Origin of the sequence: Nonomuraea sp. NPDC052129, assembly GCF_040680095.1 — a bacterium.
In the GTDB taxonomy this organism is placed as follows: domain Bacteria; phylum Actinomycetota; class Actinomycetes; order Streptosporangiales; family Streptosporangiaceae; genus Nonomuraea.
The window spans coordinates 194573-209233 of sequence record NZ_JBFAVX010000012.1 but is presented as its reverse complement, the minus strand read 5'-3'; the positions used below and the strand labels follow the sequence as shown (position 1 = coordinate 209233).

Here is a 14661-nt window from a genome sequence, read left to right as displayed (position 1 = left end):
GTGAGTTGAGTGATGTCTGCTAATAATCCCCCGAGTGGCCAGGATCCGAATCGGACGACGGCATACCGCTGGAACCAGGAGCAGCAGCCCGAGAACCCACCGACAATGCCATTGTCATCACAGGGCCAGCCGTATCCTCCACAGCAGTCCTACCAGCAGCCCCAGTACGGCCAGCAAGCCCCGACAGGGCAGCAGCCGTCCTATGGGCAGCAGGCGTCTTACGGGCAGCAGGGCCCCCAGTATGGGCAACAGCCTTCATACGGCCAGCAGCCATATGGCCAGCAACAGCCCCAATATGGGCAGCAGCCGCCTTCGTACGGTCAGCAGTCCCCCCAGTACGGCCAGCAAGCCCCCACAGGACAGCAGCCGTCTTACGGGCAGCAGTCCCCCCAGTACGGGCAGCAGAGCCTTGGGCAACAGAGCCTTGGGCAACAGGCGTTTGGCCAGCAGGAACAGTACGGCCAGGCCGGTTGGCAGCAGCAGGGCCCCGAGGGCTTCGGCCCCGCCGAGCCCGCCAAGAAGAGCCGCAAGGGCTGGATCATCGCCATCGCCTCGGCGCTGGCCGTGGTCCTGCTCGGCGGCGGCGCGGTCTGGGCGGTCGGCGCGATCGGCGGCGGCGGTACGCAGCCGCACGAGGTGCTGCCGGCGAGCTCGATCGCCTATGTACGACTCGACCTGGACCCGGCGGCCAACCAGAAGGTGGCGCTGTTCCAGATCGCCAGGAAGTTCACCGTCACCAAGGACACCTTCAAGGGTGACGACCCGCGCCAGGCGCTCTTCGACCTGACGCAGGACAGCGGTTTCTCCAAGGTCGACTTCGCCAAGGACGTCGACCCCTGGCTCGGCAGCAGGATCGGCCTGGCCATCGTCCCGTCGGGCGGCAAGGAGCCCGACTACGCCGTGGCCGTCCAGGTCAAGGACGAGGCGCAGGCCAAGGCGGGCATCACCAAGCTGATGGGCAAGGAGAAGTTCGGCCTGGCCTTCCGTGACGACTACGCGCTGGTGACCTCCAGCCAGTCGCTGGCCGACAAGTACGCGGCCGAGACCACCAGCCTCGCCGACAACGCCGAGTTCAACGACGACGTGAACGCGCTCGGTGAGCAGGGCGTGCTGTCGTACTGGGCGCACCTCGGCAAGGTCGGCGAGTTGGCGCTGACCGACAAGTCGAGCGAGCAGGCCAAGGCGCTCGAGCAGGTCAAGAACGCCAGGTTCGCCGGAGCGCTCCGCTTCGACAGTTCCTACGCCGAGCTTGCCGGTATCGTCAGCGGCGCCGAGGGCATGATCGACGGCGACCTGGAGCCCACCAAGCTGTCGACGCTCCCCGCTTCCACCGCGGGCGCGCTGTCCTACTCGGGCCTCGACCAGATCATCACCAAGAAGTGGGCCGAGATCGAGCAGTCCGTCGCGGCGTCACCGGCGGGGGCCCAGTTCAAGCAGTTCATCGACCAGGCCAAGCAGACCTACGGCCTGCAGCTGCCCGACGACCTGGCCACGATCCTTGGCAAGAACCTGACCCTCGCGGTCGACGCCCAGGGCCTGGACAGTGACAAGATCAAGGGCGGCCTCCGCATCGCGACGGACCCGGCCAAGGCGCAGGCCGTCTACGACAAGATCCAGAAGGCCATGACGTCCAGCGGCCAGCCCGCTCCCCAGCTCGCCAAGGTCGCGGGTGACGGCACGTTCACCGTGGCGACCACCGACGAGTACGCCAAGGCTCTGGGCGGGGAGGGCACGCTCGGCGAGAGCGAGACCTTCAAGACCGCGATCCCGGACGGCGACGATGCCACCTTCGCCCTGTTCGTGGACCTCGACAAGGTCGAGAAGTACTACCTGCAGAGCATGGAGGGCGACGACAAGGCCAACGCCCAGGTACTGAAGGCGGTCGGTATGAGCGGCAAGCAGACCGCCACCGAGGCCACCTTCTCGCTGCGGGTCCTGTTCAACTAGCACGAACACGAGTGGCCGCCCTCTACCTGGGGGCGGCCATTGTCATGCGGTCACTGTCATGCGGTCACTGTCAGGCCCAGAGCTGGCCTTCGAGGCGGTGCTCGGCCTCGTCCAGGGTGCCTTCATAGGCGCCCGTGGACAGGTACTTCCAGCCTCCGTCGGCGACCACGAAGACGACGTCGGCGCTCTCCCCCGCCTTCACCGCCTTGGCGGCCACGCCCAGGGCGGCGTGCAGCGCCGCCCCCGTGGACACCCCGGCGAAGATCCCCTCCGCGGCGAGCAGTTCCCGGGTACGGCGCAGCGCGTCGACCGAGCCCACCGAGAACCGCGTGGTGAGCACGGACTCGTCGTAGAGCTCCGGGATGAACCCTTCGTCCACGTTCCGCAGCCCGTAGACCAGCTCGCCATAACGCGGCTCGGCGGCCACGATCCGCACGCCGGGCACGCGCTCGCGCAGGAAGCGCCCCACCCCCATGAGCGTCCCCGTCGTGCCGAGTCCGGCGACGAAGTGGGTCACGGTGGGCAGGTCCTCAAGGATCTCGGGTCCGGTCGACTCGTAGTGGGAGCGCCAGTTGGCCGGATTGCCGTACTGGTAGAGCATCACCCAGTCCGGATGCTCGGCCGCGAGCTCCTTGGCCACTCGCACGGCCTCGTTGGAGCCCCCCGCCGCGGCGGACGAGATGATCTCCGCCCCCCACATGCGCAGCAGCTGGCGGCGTTCCTCGGAGGTGTTCTCCGGCATGACGCAGATCAGCTTGTAGCCCTTGAGCTTGGCCGACATCGCCAGGGAGATGCCGGTGTTGCCGCTGGTGGGCTCCAGGATCGTGCAGCCGGGTGTGAGCAGCCCGTCCTTCTCGGCCTGCTCGACCATCCAGAGCGCGGGCCGATCCTTGATCGACCCGGTCGGGTTGCGGTCTTCGAGCTTGGCCCAGAGGCGTACCTCGGCCGACGGCGAGAGCCGGGGAAGGCCGACGAGCGGCGTGCGACCGACCGAGTCGATCAACGATTCGAAGCGCATGTCACCCGCCGGCGACGGCGGGCAGCACGGTCACCGTGTCACCGTCGGACACCGGCGTGCCGAGGCCGCCGAGGAAGCGCACGTCCTCGTCGTTGAGGTAGACGTTGACGAAACGGCGCAGGTTGCCCTGGTCGACCAGGCGGTCCTTGATCCCGGGGTGCAGGGATTCAAGGTTGCTGATCAGCTCGTCGAGGGTGGCGCCCTCGGCGTCGACGGCTTTGGCGCCGGCGGTGTACGTACGAAGGATGGTCGGAATGCGAACCTCGATGGCCATCGCGGTCAGTCTCCTCGGGTCAGGTCGTCGTCCCATCGGCAGCAACGCCGACGGCTGAACACGGATTCCTGATCAGCGACAGTCGTAGACGACGACAGCCGGGGTATGCGCGAAGAGGTAGCTCTGCACCGGCCGGACCATCATGGTACGAACCTTACCTCTTCCTCTGTTATCGCCCCATCGAGGATCCGGTACGAGCGGAACTCCGTCTCGTCCTCGTCCCTCGTCGAGACCAGAACGTAGTGGGCGTCCGGCTCGGAGGCGTAGGTCACGTCGGTGCGCGAAGGGTATGCCTCGGTCGCCGTGTGCGAGTGGTAGATCACGACGGGCTCCTCGTCGCGGTCGTCCATCTCGCGCCAGACGCGCAACTGCTCCAGCGAGTCGAAGCGGTAGAAGGTGGGCGAGCGCTCGGCGTTCTCCATCGGGACGAACCGCTCGGGCACCCCGCCCCGTCCCGCGATCACGCCGCACGCCTCGTCCGGGTGGTCGGCCCGCGCGTGGGCAATGATCTTGTCCACGAGTTCCTGCGAGATCGTCAGCATGTCGGGGAAATTACCAGAGGGCCCGGACCAGGGTGTCCTGCAGGTAGGTCAGCCAGTCGTAGGTGACGTAGGCCGGGTAGCGGGGGTCGTCCTCGGACATCGTGGCGATCTCGTCGTGGATCTCCTCGGTCACCTCGAGCTTGGTGCCGAGAGCCAGCCGTACGTCGTTGAGCGAGCGCAGCCACGCCTGAGCTTGCTCGGGCGACAGCTCGCTGCGGCCCGGCCGGGCGCTGTCGAGCATGGTCTGCGCGTCGGCACGCTTGCCGTCGCGCAGCGTCGCCTCCGTGTAGCGGCGGAACTCCGCCGCCTCCTTCTCGTCCTGGTAGGCCGAGGGGAACAGCCGGGCGAGCACCGGATCGGACGGCGCCGCCCCGGCCCCGATGCCGATCCCGAGCGCCCGCTCCAGCGGGTCGTCGCCCGTCTCGCCCGGCGCCACCAGGCCGAGCACCTGGGTGACCAGCGAGCGCAGGATCGACACCTCCGCCGCCTCGAACTCCGCGATGACGCCGCCGCCGTCCCGCGTCGAGAACCCCGAGTTCACGTGTGCCGCCTCACTTGACCGAATCCGGCTGAACCGTCGCCCACAGCCCGTAGGAGTGGAGGATCTGCACGTCGCGCTCCATCTCCTCCCGGGTGCCGCTGGACACGACGGCTTTGCCTTTCTTGTGCACGTCCATCATGAGTTTTTCGGCCTTCTCCTTGGAGTAGCCGAACACCGTCTGGAAGACGTACGTCACGTAGGACATGAGGTTGACCGGGTCGTTCCAGACGATCGTCACCCATGGCAGGTCGGGCCGGACGTCCGTTGACGGACGCTCGACGGCCATTGGAGCAGTGCTACCCACATCCCCCATCCTGCCCTACCCCGGCCGTAGTCTTCGAGTCGTGGCAATGACCATGAGCACTGCGTTGCTCACAGATCACTATGAACTGACGATGCTTCAGGCGGCACTGCGGAGCGGCGCCGCCCACCGGCGGGCGGTTTTCGAGGTGTTCGCCCGGCATCTACCGGGCGGACGGCGCTACGGGGTTGTCGCCGGGACGGGACGTGTCCTGGACGAGCTGGAGAACTTCCGTTTCGGTGACGAAGAGCTGACCTATCTGCGGGAGAACGAGGTGGTCGACGAGGCGACCGTCGACTTCCTCGCCGGCTACCGGTTCTCCGGAGACGTCTACGGTTACCGCGAGGGCGACGTCTACTTCCCCGCCTCCCCGATCATGGTGGTGGAAGGCACGTTCGCGGAGGCCGTACTCCTGGAGACTTTGACCCTTTCCATCCTCAATCATGACTGCGCCATCGCCTCCGCCGCCTCCCGGATGACGAACGCGGCGGGCAAGCGCCCGATCATCGAGATGGGCTCACGCCGTACGCACGAGTGGGCCGCCGTGGCCGCCGCACGCGCCGCCTACATCGCCGGGTTCGCCTCCACCTCCAACCTGATGGCCGGGCGGGTCTACGGCGTTCCGACGGCCGGTACGGCGGCGCACGCGTTCACGCTGCTGCACGACTCCGAGCGGGACGCGTTCGAGGCCCAGATCGCCACCCTCGGCCCGGAGACCACGCTGCTGGTCGACACCTACGAGGTGGCCGACGCGGTCCGCACGGCGATCGAGCTGGCCGGCGCCAAGCTGGGCGCGGTGCGGATCGACTCGGGCGACCTGGCGGCGGCCGCGCAGGAGGTGCGCGAGCAGCTCGACGCGCTCGGCGCCTTCAACACGCGCATCGTGGTCACCTCCGACCTGGACGAGTACGCCATCGCCGCCCTGGCCGCCGCCCCCGTCGACGGCTACGGCGTGGGCACCTCGCTGGTGACGGGCTCGGGTGTGCCCACCGCCGCGCTGGTCTACAAGCTGGTGGCGCGCGAGACCGCGGCGGGCGTCATGGAGCCGGTCGCCAAGCGGTCGGTCGGCAAGCCGTCGCGTGGGGGGCGCAAGGAGTCCTACCGCCTGTTCGACGAGAGCGGGCACGCCGACACGGAGCTGATCACCACGTCGGGGCCGGCGCCGGAGGGCGGTGTGCGACTGCTGCACCAGCTCGTACGAGACGGCGAGATCATCGGCAGGGAGCCGTTGGCCGCGGCCCGCGAGCGACACGCCGAGACGATCGCACACCTGCCCCAGGAGGCGCTGCACCTTGGCAGGGGGTATGCGGCGATCGCTACGGAGTTCGCCTGACGTAGGGTGCTTCGTATGGGGACCGCGCTGATCATCGTGGACGTGCAGAACGACTTCTGCGAGGGCGGGAGTCTGCCCGTGGCGGGCGGTTCCGAGGTGGCCGCCGCGATCACCCGCTACGTGGACGACCATGGCTATAACCATGTGGTGGCCACCCGCGACTACCACGTCGACCCGGGCGGCCACTTCTCCGACGCCCCCGACTACGTGACGACCTGGCCCGCGCACTGCGTCGCGGGCACGCCGGGGGCGGACTTCCATCCGGCGTTCGACGTCTCGGCGGTGGAGGAGGTCTTCTCCAAGGGCGCCCACGCCGCCGCGTACAGCGGGTTCGAGGGGGCCTCCGGTGACGACGTGTCGCTGGCCGCCTGGCTGGACGAGCACGGGGTGAGCGAGGTGGACGTGGTGGGGATCGCCACGGACCACTGCGTCCGCGCGACGGCGCTCCACGCGGTCCAGCACGGTCTGGCCGTACGCGTGCTGCTCGACCTCACGGCCGGGGTGGCGCGGGAGACCACGGACCGCGCGCTGGCGGAACTGAGGGCCGCGGGCGCCGTCCTGCAGGGCACACCGTCCGTGGGCTGACCTTCCTCCGCGCGCTGACTTTCTTTCGCGCGGCGACTTTCTTTCGCGCGCGCTTTCAGCACGTCGCCTGTGCGCCGACCATCGGCCACGAAGAGTACGCGATGCGCGACGCTGCGGTCATGTGATATCCAGAAGGCGAACGCTCTCCGCGCCCACCCCGCCACGGAGAGCGATATGACTTCTTCCTGGTGTGAGGTTCCCCATGCTCACCTTTTCCCTCGGCCTCGCCTGGCTGCTGCTCGCCCCGCTCAGCCTCTGGGTGCTCGTCCGCGGACGCAACGGAGCCAGGGTCGGGGCGGTGGTGACGCTGGCACTGCTGGAGGTGGCCACGGTCGCGATGACCGCCGAGGAGCGGGAGGCCGCGGTCGTCGCCCATGAGGCACCGCCGAGCGTGTTCTCGATGGCCTGCGCGGCGCGTACGCCGATGCCGCAGACGGCCCGCCTGAGCGGCGCGCGCGACGATCTCACGCTGTCCTGGCCCGCCGCGCCCGACGAGTGCGCGACGGCGCAGGTCACGCTCCGCCCCAAGGGACGCGGGCTGCGCGTCTGGATCCGCGAAGGGCCAACGGTGGGCGAGGGCAAGGGGGCGCGTACGGTGCCCGTACACGTCGTCGGGGGCGCCGCCTCGCTGCGAGTACCGCTCGACCCGCCAGCCTCCGCGCGGCTCAGCCCGGTCGACGGCCGCACCGGCCACCGCATCCCAGCCTCGACCGACGAACATCCTGGCACCCCGACCAGGCCCGAAGAACGGGCCGGCACCTCAGCTGAACGTCCTGGGGCCCCAGCCGTGACCGACGGACACCCTGGCGTGCCGGCCGCGACCGACAGACGACGCCCTATGAGATGACGGAGCCCTGCCGCAGCGCCTCGTCCAGATCGGCGTAGACCTCGAACGCGTGCCGCAGCCCCGTGATGAACAGCACCCGCCCCATGACCCCCTGAACCCCGCCCAGCAGCAACCGGGTCCCCCTGGCCTCGCACCGCTGCAGCACCTCGACCAGCTCGTTCATCCCCAGGGAGTCGCAGAAGGTGATCTCCCGCAGGTCCATGATCAGGACGGGCATCGCCCGGTGCGCCCAGACGCGCTCCATGTGCTCCCGGAAGACGGGCACCGCGGAGGCGTCGAGATCGCCGTTCAGCCGGGTGACGATGGCGTTTCCCGAGAGGCCGGAAGTGACGACGAACGTCGATTTACCCGTGGCCCCAGCTGACATGGAAGAAATCCTTCTGTTCATCCCAAGGCAGCCATCGTGGGTCGTAGCCGATGCGGCTGGGCGTCCACCGAAAGGCCACCGCGGTGTGACCAACCGCGTTACTGACCTCTGGATCGGCACCCGGCACGGCCATGAGCAGGCTCTTCGCTGCCGTGTCCTAACCGTGACACTATTCGGGGCCCATGGCCACCGGATCGCGAAGATCCCTATCACGCCCGGCTTGGGGTCACCCGGCGAGACGGGTTCATCTCCGCCTGCCTGCTCCAGGACGTGGATCATCACGTCGGCCTGCTCCAGGACGTGGACGACCAAATTGGCCTGGCCCAAGACGTGGACGTGGGCGACCAGGTCGGCGGTCGCCCGGCGAGGAGGGAACCCCTCGCCGGGCGGTTGCCCTAGCGTCGCTGGGTGGCCCACTGGCGGATCTTGGCGATCCGCTCCTGGATCTCGGCGGCGGTGGCCTGGGCGATGGGCGGCCCGCCGCACGCCCGGCGCAGGTCCGAGTGGATGACGCCGTGGGGTTGGCCGGTGCGGTGGTTCCAGGCGCCTACGAGGCCGTTGAGCTCCCGCCGGAGCTCGGCGATCTGCTCATGCGGCGCCAGCGCGGGCGGCGCGCTCTCGGCCTTCTTGGCCTTGGCCGCCTGCTGGTCCGACTGCCGCTTGCGCAGCAGCGTGGCCACCTGGTCGGGCTCCAGCAGGCCGGGCAGGCCGAGGAAGTCCTCCTCCTCAGCCGAGCCGACCTCCGCCCCGGTGCCGAACTCGCCGCCGTCGTAGAGCACCCGGTCGAACGTCGCCGAGGTCTCCATCATCTCGAACGGCAGCTCGTCACCGAGGACGTCTGGATTGTCCTTTTTCCTGTTGGCCTGTTCGAGCAGGCTGTCGTCCAGCCCGTCCTCCGGCGGACGGCGGTTGAGCACGTGGTCGCGCTCCAGCTCCATCTCGTTGGCCAGGCCCATGAGGGTCGGCACCGAGGGCAGGAACACCGAGGCCATCTCACCGCGCTTGCGGGCCCGCACGAAGCGCCCGACCGCCTGGGCGAAGAACAGCGGCGTGGAGGTCGAAGTGGCGTAGACCCCGACGCACAGCCGCGGGATGTCGACGCCTTCGGACACCATCCGGACCGCCACCAGCCAGCGATCATTGGACGCGGCGAACTGCTTGATCTTGTTCGACGCCCCCGGATCGTCGGAGAGCACGACGGTGGCGCCCTCGCCGGAGATGTTGCGCAGGTGGCGGGCGTAGGCGCGGGCCGCCTCGTGGTCGGTCGCGATGACCAGGCCACCGGCGTCGGGAACGCCGCGCCGCACCTCCGTCAGCCGCCGGTCGGCCGCCTCCATGACCTGGCGGATCCAGTCGCCCTTGGGGTCGAGCGCGGCGCGCCAGGCCTGGGAGAGCTGGTCCTTGGTGAGCGGCGTGCCCAGCGTGGCGGCGAGCTCGTCGCCCGCGCGGGTGCGCCACTTCATCTCCCCGGAGTAGGCCAGGAAGATGACCGGCCGGACGACCCCGTCGTCGAGGGCCGGGCCGTAGCCGTAGGAGAAGTCGGAGACGCTGCGCTTGAGCCCCTCGGTGTCCTCCTCGTAGCCGACGAACGGGATCGGGTTGTCGTCGGACCTGAACGGCGTGCCGGTCAGCTGGAGCCTGCGGGTGGCCGGCTCGAACGCCTCACGGATGCCGTCGCCCCACGACTTGGCGTCGCCCGCGTGGTGGATCTCGTCGAAGATGATGAGCGTCTTGCGGGCCTCCGTGCGCGCCCTGTGAAGGGCCGGGTGCATGGCGACCTGAGCGTAGGTCACGGCCACGCCGGTGTAGTCGCGGGAGGTGGCGCCCTGGCTGTTCTTGAACTCGGGGTCGATGCCGATGCCGACCTTGCTGGCGGCGTCGGCCCACTGGCGCTTGAGGTGCTCGGTGGGAGTGACGATGGTGATCGCCCGGATCACCCCATTGGCGAGCAGCTCGCTGGCGATGCGCAGGGCGTAGGTCGTCTTGCCCGCGCCCGGCGTCGCCACGGTGAGGAAGTCACGCGGCTCGCGCCTGAAATACAGGTCGAACGCCTCCTGCTGCCAGGCACGCAACTTGGGGGCGGTGCCCCATGCGGCGCGGTCGGGGTAGGAAGGCGAAAGGTGGGATGCGGCGAAGGTGCTCACCGCATCACCTCTGGGGTTCGTGTGCTTCGCTGTCTCACAGTGACCCAAGAGTAATCGGGCCCACCGACAAGACGTGCCGTGCACCGGGGATCCTGGCCAAGCTCATCCTTGCGTGCTAAGGGGCGTACGGGGCTTATCGCACGCTCGACATCACCGCGTCGAGCGCCTGCCTTCTGGTGGTTTCTTCGGGTTGGAGCAGGCCAACGAGCAGCACCGCCTTGCCGTCCCGGGTGAGGAGTGTGACACGTAGGTAGGCGGGTGTGTTCGCCACATCCTGGTATTGCGCTCGTAGCGCACGCGTGTGCCCTTGCGGGAGAACTTTGTCCTCCACGATGTCGACCTTGTCGCCTTTGAGCAGCAGCCTGGAGTACAGCTCCGCCGCGTCCTTTGTGGCCTTCGTCACGTCGGCCGTGGGATCGGGGACCGGCTTGGCCATGATGAGCGCGCCACCGCTCCTGGCGGCCGAAGTGAATCCGGTCACAGGCGGCACCCCGGCCTCCTGCCACCCCGCCGGCAACGTGATCGTCACCCCCGCCCGGGAGTCGCTCAACCGCGCCGTCGCGGGCGGTGGGACGACCAGCCGCAGCACGACCATGACCAGCGCCGCGATCAGCCCGGTGGACAGGAGCAGGGTGAGCACCGCCCCGGCAGGCCGCCGCCACCGGCGCCCCCGTACCCGCCCCGACAGGCCGGGATCGGCGGGCACCCCGTAGTGGCGGGCGGACGGGGGCAGGGACTCCCAGGGCACCTGCGGATCGCCGTCGTCCCGCTCGAGCCCCCGCCCGGCGGTCCGCCGCAACCGCGGATTCCAGAGATCCTCCGGCTCGTCCCCCTCCTCGCTCTCGGGATCGCCCCTCCCGTGCCACGAATACCCCCCACCGACCTCGTCATCGTCGCTTGCAGACCCCCGCCGCACCCACCCGAGCCCACCGGCCAAGGGACCTCGCCGCACGGCCCCGCCATCGCGCCCGCGGCCCCGCTGTGAGGAACCGTCATCGTCTAGGGGGTCCCGCCGTGAAGCCTGTCCCTCGCGCAGGGGGTTCCGCGGCGCGGCCCCGCCAGCGCGCTCGGGGTCGCGCGCGGCACTGTCCTCGCGCACGGGATCCCGCTGTGAGGACCCATCACCGCGCAGGGGGTCCCGCCGTGAAGCCCGGCCATCGCGTACGGGCTCCCGCCGCCCGACCCGCGGGTACGGATCCCCGCCCCTGCGCCCCGGACTCGGCGCCTCCTCGCGCCGCTGAGGCGTCGTGTCGGATGACCGCTGGGCCTCGGTGCCGGTCGACCGCTGAGGCGCCGTGTCGGACGACCGCTGAGGCGCGGGGGCAGGTGGCCGCAGGGGCGCCGTGTCGGACAACCACCGTGACGCCGTGCCAGATGGCCGCTGGGGCTCGGGGTCAGACGGCTGCTGGGGCTGAGGGGCAGATGAGCGTTGGGGCTGGGGCTCGGACGACTGCTGGGGCTCGGGGTCGTCGGGCGGAGGTGCGGGAGGTGTGCGGCGGTGCCTGGCTCCCGAGCTCGGCGGCCAAACGCGGCGATCGTCCTCCATGACACCTCCTGCCCGCTGTCCTATCACTCCCTGCCGCGCAGGTCCGGCGTTCCGTGATCGCTGTGACAGGAGGGACAAGAATCACCCTTGAACCGGGTCAGTCGGAACGAGTGCGAGAGGCGAGAAGGGTCGCGCCGAGGGATACGGCCGACATCAGACAGCAGATGACCACGAAGCCCCGCGCGATCATCCCCGGGCTGTGCCCGATGACGTTGATCAACGCGCCGCCGAGCCCCACCGCCAGCGCGGACCCCAGCATGTCCGTCACCGAGAGCGCGGCGGAGTTGGCCCCCTGCTCGCTGACCGGCGACTGCTTGAGCGCCGTGACGCTGACCGTGGTCATTCCTATGCCCATGCCGAACCCCGCCACGATCCACGCCGGCACCGCGACCCAGCCGGTGACCCCGGGCAGGACCGACAGCAGCCCGAGCAGTACCCCCGTCATGACGCAGGCGGCTCCCATCCGGATCCGCCTGTGCGGCTCGACCGAGCGCCTGCTCTGCAGGTAGGACCCGGTCGACCAGCCGAGGGCCCCGGTCGTGAGCGCGATGCCCGCCGCCGTGGGGCCGAACGATTTGACCTGCTGGAGGGCGAGGGGAATGAAGGAGTTCACGCCGAAGAAGGCCGCCGAGAACAGGCCGCGCATCATGATCGTGGTCGGCAGCCCCCGGCTGAAGCGCAGGGCGCCCGGCGGCAGCAGCTTGGCCAGGCCGTACCCAAGGCAGACCAGCCCCACCAGGACCGCGACGGCGCTCGGCACCGGGGAGACATGAAGCTTGTCCACGCCGTACAGCAGCACGCCCGCCCCACCAGCTGAGGCGGTGGCGGCCACGGTCATCGCGAACGGCCTGGAACGCGCCCCTTCCACTGACCCACCACCCGCACCAGACGAGCCAGACGAGTCGGATGAGCCGAGCAAGCCCGATGACCCGGACGACCCGGACGGCCCCGACGAGCCGGGCAAGTCGGCCGAGCCCGCGTCCCCAGAGGTGTGGGACACGCCCGCGTCCCCGGAGGCGTGGGACGCGTCCGGCTCGTGGGCGGGCTTGTTCAGGGCGGGAACCAGCATGACCAGGGCAGGCACCACGAGCGGGATGATCCCGAAGAACACCCACCGCCACCCCAACGTGTCCGCCACGAACCCGGCCACGGCCGGCCCGACCATTGCGGGCACCACCCACGCCGCCGACAGCCCCGCGAACACCTTGGGCCGCACGTCGGCCGGATAGACCCGGGCGATCATCACGTACACGGCGACGATCGTGCATCCCGCGCCCAGCCCCTGCACCGCCCGCGCGGCCAGGAACAACACCTTGGTCGACGCCGCCCCCGCCAGCCCCATCCCGACCACGAACAGCACCACCCCGACCAGGAACGGGATCGTGTAGCCCCGCCGGTCCGACCAGAGCCCGGACACCACGTTCGCGAACAGGCTGGCGATGAGGAAGGCCGAGAAGCTCAGGCCGTAGAGGTCGAGCGCGTCGAGTTGCTGGGAGATGACCGGCATGACCACGCCCACCGACATGCCCTCGAAGGCGATCAGCGTGATCACCAGCAGGATGCCGATGGTGGCCGTCCGATAGGCCGAACCGAAGATGCGAGGTTGATCGTACGGAGTGTCGAGTGCCTTCGGTGCTGTCACCCAAACATCCTAGTTGTGCCGCTATTTCAGGACGACGCACCCGTCAGCGCGACACACATGCCAAGGCGCCTCACCCGTCAAGGCAGCGAACATGCCACCGCGCGCATGTCAACGCGACGGGACACGTCAACGCAACATAGATGTCAACGCGACCCGTCAGAGGGCGGACAGCGACCCGCGGCCCCGGTAGACGGCCCACATCTGGTGCATGCGTTTCGCCTGCTCAGCCGTGAACTCCCACATGCACCGGTCATGCGCGTAGTCCATGTAGTTGTGGATGGGGTCCAGGCCCCGCTCCGCGCAGGTCTCCTTGGAGTCTGGGCAGCCTTCCGTGGGCCTGGCCTCGGGTGGGGTGTCGGCGATGCCGTCGCCCGGGTACGCGCAGCCGTTCTCGAAGGTGTGGAAGAGGCCGAGCCAGTGGCCGATCTCGTGTACGCCGGTGTAGCCGCGGTTGTAGTTGACCAGCGTGCCGCCGGGCAGGCTGCGCCAGTCGATGACGACGCCGTCGAGGGTGGGGCTGTCCTTGTACCAGTAGGGGTAGGTGGAGAAGCCGAGGACGAGGTCGCCCAGTTGGCCGATGTAGAGGTTCAGGGTCTCGGGGCCGCCCCGGCGCAGGGCGGACTTCATGGCGCGCTCGTTGCCGATCGGGTCGATGAACCAGGAGGCGTCCTCCTTGACCGAGATGCCGTCGAGGCGAAAGCGCACCCCGGTGGCGGCACCGCCCAGCGCGCCGCTGTAGGCGGAGTTGAGCGCGTCGATCTGCGCCCTGACGTCCGCGTTGGAGGCCCGCCTGGCGCCGTCGGTGAGTACGTGTACCCAGGTAGGAACGATGACCTCGTCCGGGACCGTCACCCCGGCGAGCCGCTGGGCGAGCTCGTCCAGCACCTGCTCGACGTCCCGTGGCCTGGGCTGCCGCGGCCCCAAGGACCGCGGATCGTCCCCCAGCCCCCAACCCGGCTTGGACAACCCACCGTCACGGGCCACGGCGCCATCGTGGGCAGCGCGCAGACCCACCTCGCGCGGCGAGTCCGCGGCGGCACAGTCAGGTGCGGCCGGGGCCCCCGAGGCGGGACGGAGCGGCGGTGTGAGCCCGGCCGCGAGCAGGCATGCCAACGAGACGGCGGTCGCGCGCCGGGCCATGCAATCCCCCGTTACGGTATGAGTAGGTCCGTATGCAGACCGTAGCCCTACCGTGGGTGATCACACGTGATCAACACTCACTCGTTGTCGTCGTCGCCGCCCGACGGCAGCCCCTCGTAGATCTCCTTGCACTCGGGGCACACCGGATATTTCTTGGGGTCGCGGCTGGGCACCCAGACCTTGCCGCACAGGGCCCGGATCGGCGTGCCGGTTACCATGCTCTCGGTGATCTTGTGCTTGTCCGCGTAGTGCGCGAACCGCTCATGATCGCCGTCGCCATGCGACGTCCGCGGGGTGGTCTCCTGCTCAGGGAGGATCTTCGTGCTCACGCCACCGAGTCTATGCCCGCCTCCGAGCGCGTCTTCCCGGTCGAGATCGTTCAGCCCACCCCTTGGACACGCGTACGGCCCCCGCCACCAGGCGAGGGCCGTACA

The 14661-nt window shown here is 69.5% G+C and carries 16 protein-coding genes; 5 read left to right on the top strand and 11 right to left on the bottom strand.

The features are described from left to right. Positions 1-105 precede the first annotated feature (105 nt). Positions 106-1947, top strand: a complete 1842-nt coding sequence (locus tag AB0L53_RS26695) for a DUF3352 domain-containing protein (RefSeq protein WP_363998988.1) — start codon at positions 106-108, stop codon at positions 1945-1947. A gap of 70 nt (positions 1948-2017) precedes the next feature. Here the strand turns inward: AB0L53_RS26695 and AB0L53_RS26690 are convergent, their stop codons facing one another. The 5 genes from AB0L53_RS26690 to clpS all read right to left on the bottom strand — a co-directional run bounded on the left by AB0L53_RS26690 (position 2018) and on the right by clpS (position 4635). Next, complete coding sequence (locus tag AB0L53_RS26690; protein ID WP_363998985.1) at positions 2018-2965, bottom strand: cysteine synthase; 948 nt, start codon at positions 2963-2965, stop codon at positions 2018-2020. Between the two features lies 1 nt (position 2966). Next, positions 2967-3239, bottom strand: a complete 273-nt coding sequence (locus AB0L53_RS26685; RefSeq protein WP_225290416.1) for a MoaD/ThiS family protein — start codon at positions 3237-3239, stop codon at positions 2967-2969. Between the two features lie 140 nt (positions 3240-3379). Then, positions 3380-3781 (bottom strand): M67 family metallopeptidase, encoded by a 402-nt coding sequence (locus AB0L53_RS26680; RefSeq protein ID WP_357646593.1) that lies wholly within the window; start codon positions 3779-3781, stop codon positions 3380-3382. Positions 3782-3791: 10 nt separating this feature from the next. Continuing rightward, positions 3792-4322 carry a DUF2017 domain-containing protein gene (locus tag AB0L53_RS26675; RefSeq protein ID WP_363998980.1) on the bottom strand — a complete coding sequence of 177 codons (531 nt, stop codon included), beginning with the start codon at positions 4320-4322 and terminating at the stop codon, positions 3792-3794. 10 nt (positions 4323-4332) lie between these two features. After that, positions 4333-4635 (bottom strand): ATP-dependent Clp protease adapter ClpS, encoded by a 303-nt coding sequence (clpS, locus tag AB0L53_RS26670; RefSeq protein WP_219526749.1) that lies wholly within the window; start codon positions 4633-4635, stop codon positions 4333-4335. Positions 4636-4672: 37 nt separating this feature from the next. Here clpS and AB0L53_RS26665 point away from each other — a divergent pair, with 37 nt between their 5' ends. The 3 genes from AB0L53_RS26665 to AB0L53_RS26655 all read left to right on the top strand — a co-directional run bounded on the left by AB0L53_RS26665 (position 4673) and on the right by AB0L53_RS26655 (position 7388). Then, positions 4673-5956, top strand: coding sequence for a nicotinate phosphoribosyltransferase (locus AB0L53_RS26665; protein ID WP_363998977.1), 1284 nt, complete (start codon positions 4673-4675; stop codon positions 5954-5956). Between the two features lie 15 nt (positions 5957-5971). After that, entirely contained in the window at positions 5972-6541 is a 570-nt protein-coding gene (locus AB0L53_RS26660; protein ID WP_363998974.1) for a nicotinamidase, read from the top strand. Positions 6542-6743: 202 nt separating this feature from the next. Further along, positions 6744-7388, top strand: a complete 645-nt coding sequence (locus tag AB0L53_RS26655; protein ID WP_363998971.1) for a hypothetical protein — start codon at positions 6744-6746, stop codon at positions 7386-7388. Here AB0L53_RS26655 and AB0L53_RS26650 read toward each other — a convergent pair. Then, complete coding sequence (locus AB0L53_RS26650) at positions 7378-7755, bottom strand: anti-sigma factor antagonist (RefSeq protein WP_363998968.1); 378 nt, start codon at positions 7753-7755, stop codon at positions 7378-7380. The genes AB0L53_RS26655 and AB0L53_RS26650 overlap by 11 nt on opposite strands. Positions 7756-8025: 270 nt before the next feature. On the opposite strand from AB0L53_RS26650, the gene AB0L53_RS26645 reads away from it, so the two are divergent. Then, on the top strand, positions 8026-8154 hold the full coding sequence (locus AB0L53_RS26645) for a hypothetical protein (protein ID WP_363998965.1): 129 nt from the start codon (positions 8026-8028) through the stop codon (positions 8152-8154). Here the strand turns inward: AB0L53_RS26645 and AB0L53_RS26640 are convergent. The 5 genes from AB0L53_RS26640 to AB0L53_RS26620 all read right to left on the bottom strand — a co-directional run bounded on the left by AB0L53_RS26640 (position 8151) and on the right by AB0L53_RS26620 (position 14556). Beyond that, positions 8151-9899, bottom strand: coding sequence for a DEAD/DEAH box helicase (locus tag AB0L53_RS26640; protein WP_357942745.1), 1749 nt, complete (start codon positions 9897-9899; stop codon positions 8151-8153). The two genes, AB0L53_RS26645 and AB0L53_RS26640, sit on opposite strands and share 4 nt — an antisense overlap. A gap of 133 nt (positions 9900-10032) precedes the next feature. Continuing rightward, complete coding sequence (locus AB0L53_RS26635; protein WP_363998961.1) at positions 10033-10698, bottom strand: hypothetical protein; 666 nt, start codon at positions 10696-10698, stop codon at positions 10033-10035. An 844-nt stretch (positions 10699-11542) separates the two neighbouring features. Continuing rightward, on the bottom strand, positions 11543-13087 hold the full coding sequence (locus AB0L53_RS26630; RefSeq protein ID WP_363998958.1) for an MFS transporter: 1545 nt from the start codon (positions 13085-13087) through the stop codon (positions 11543-11545). Between the two features lie 156 nt (positions 13088-13243). After that, positions 13244-14227: a zinc metalloprotease gene (locus AB0L53_RS26625; protein ID WP_363998955.1), complete on the bottom strand. Its 984-nt coding sequence runs from the start codon at positions 14225-14227 to the stop codon at positions 13244-13246. 77 nt (positions 14228-14304) lie between these two features. After that, positions 14305-14556 (bottom strand): DUF3039 domain-containing protein, encoded by a 252-nt coding sequence (locus tag AB0L53_RS26620; protein WP_357646610.1) that lies wholly within the window; start codon positions 14554-14556, stop codon positions 14305-14307. Positions 14557-14661: the final 105 nt, after the last annotated feature.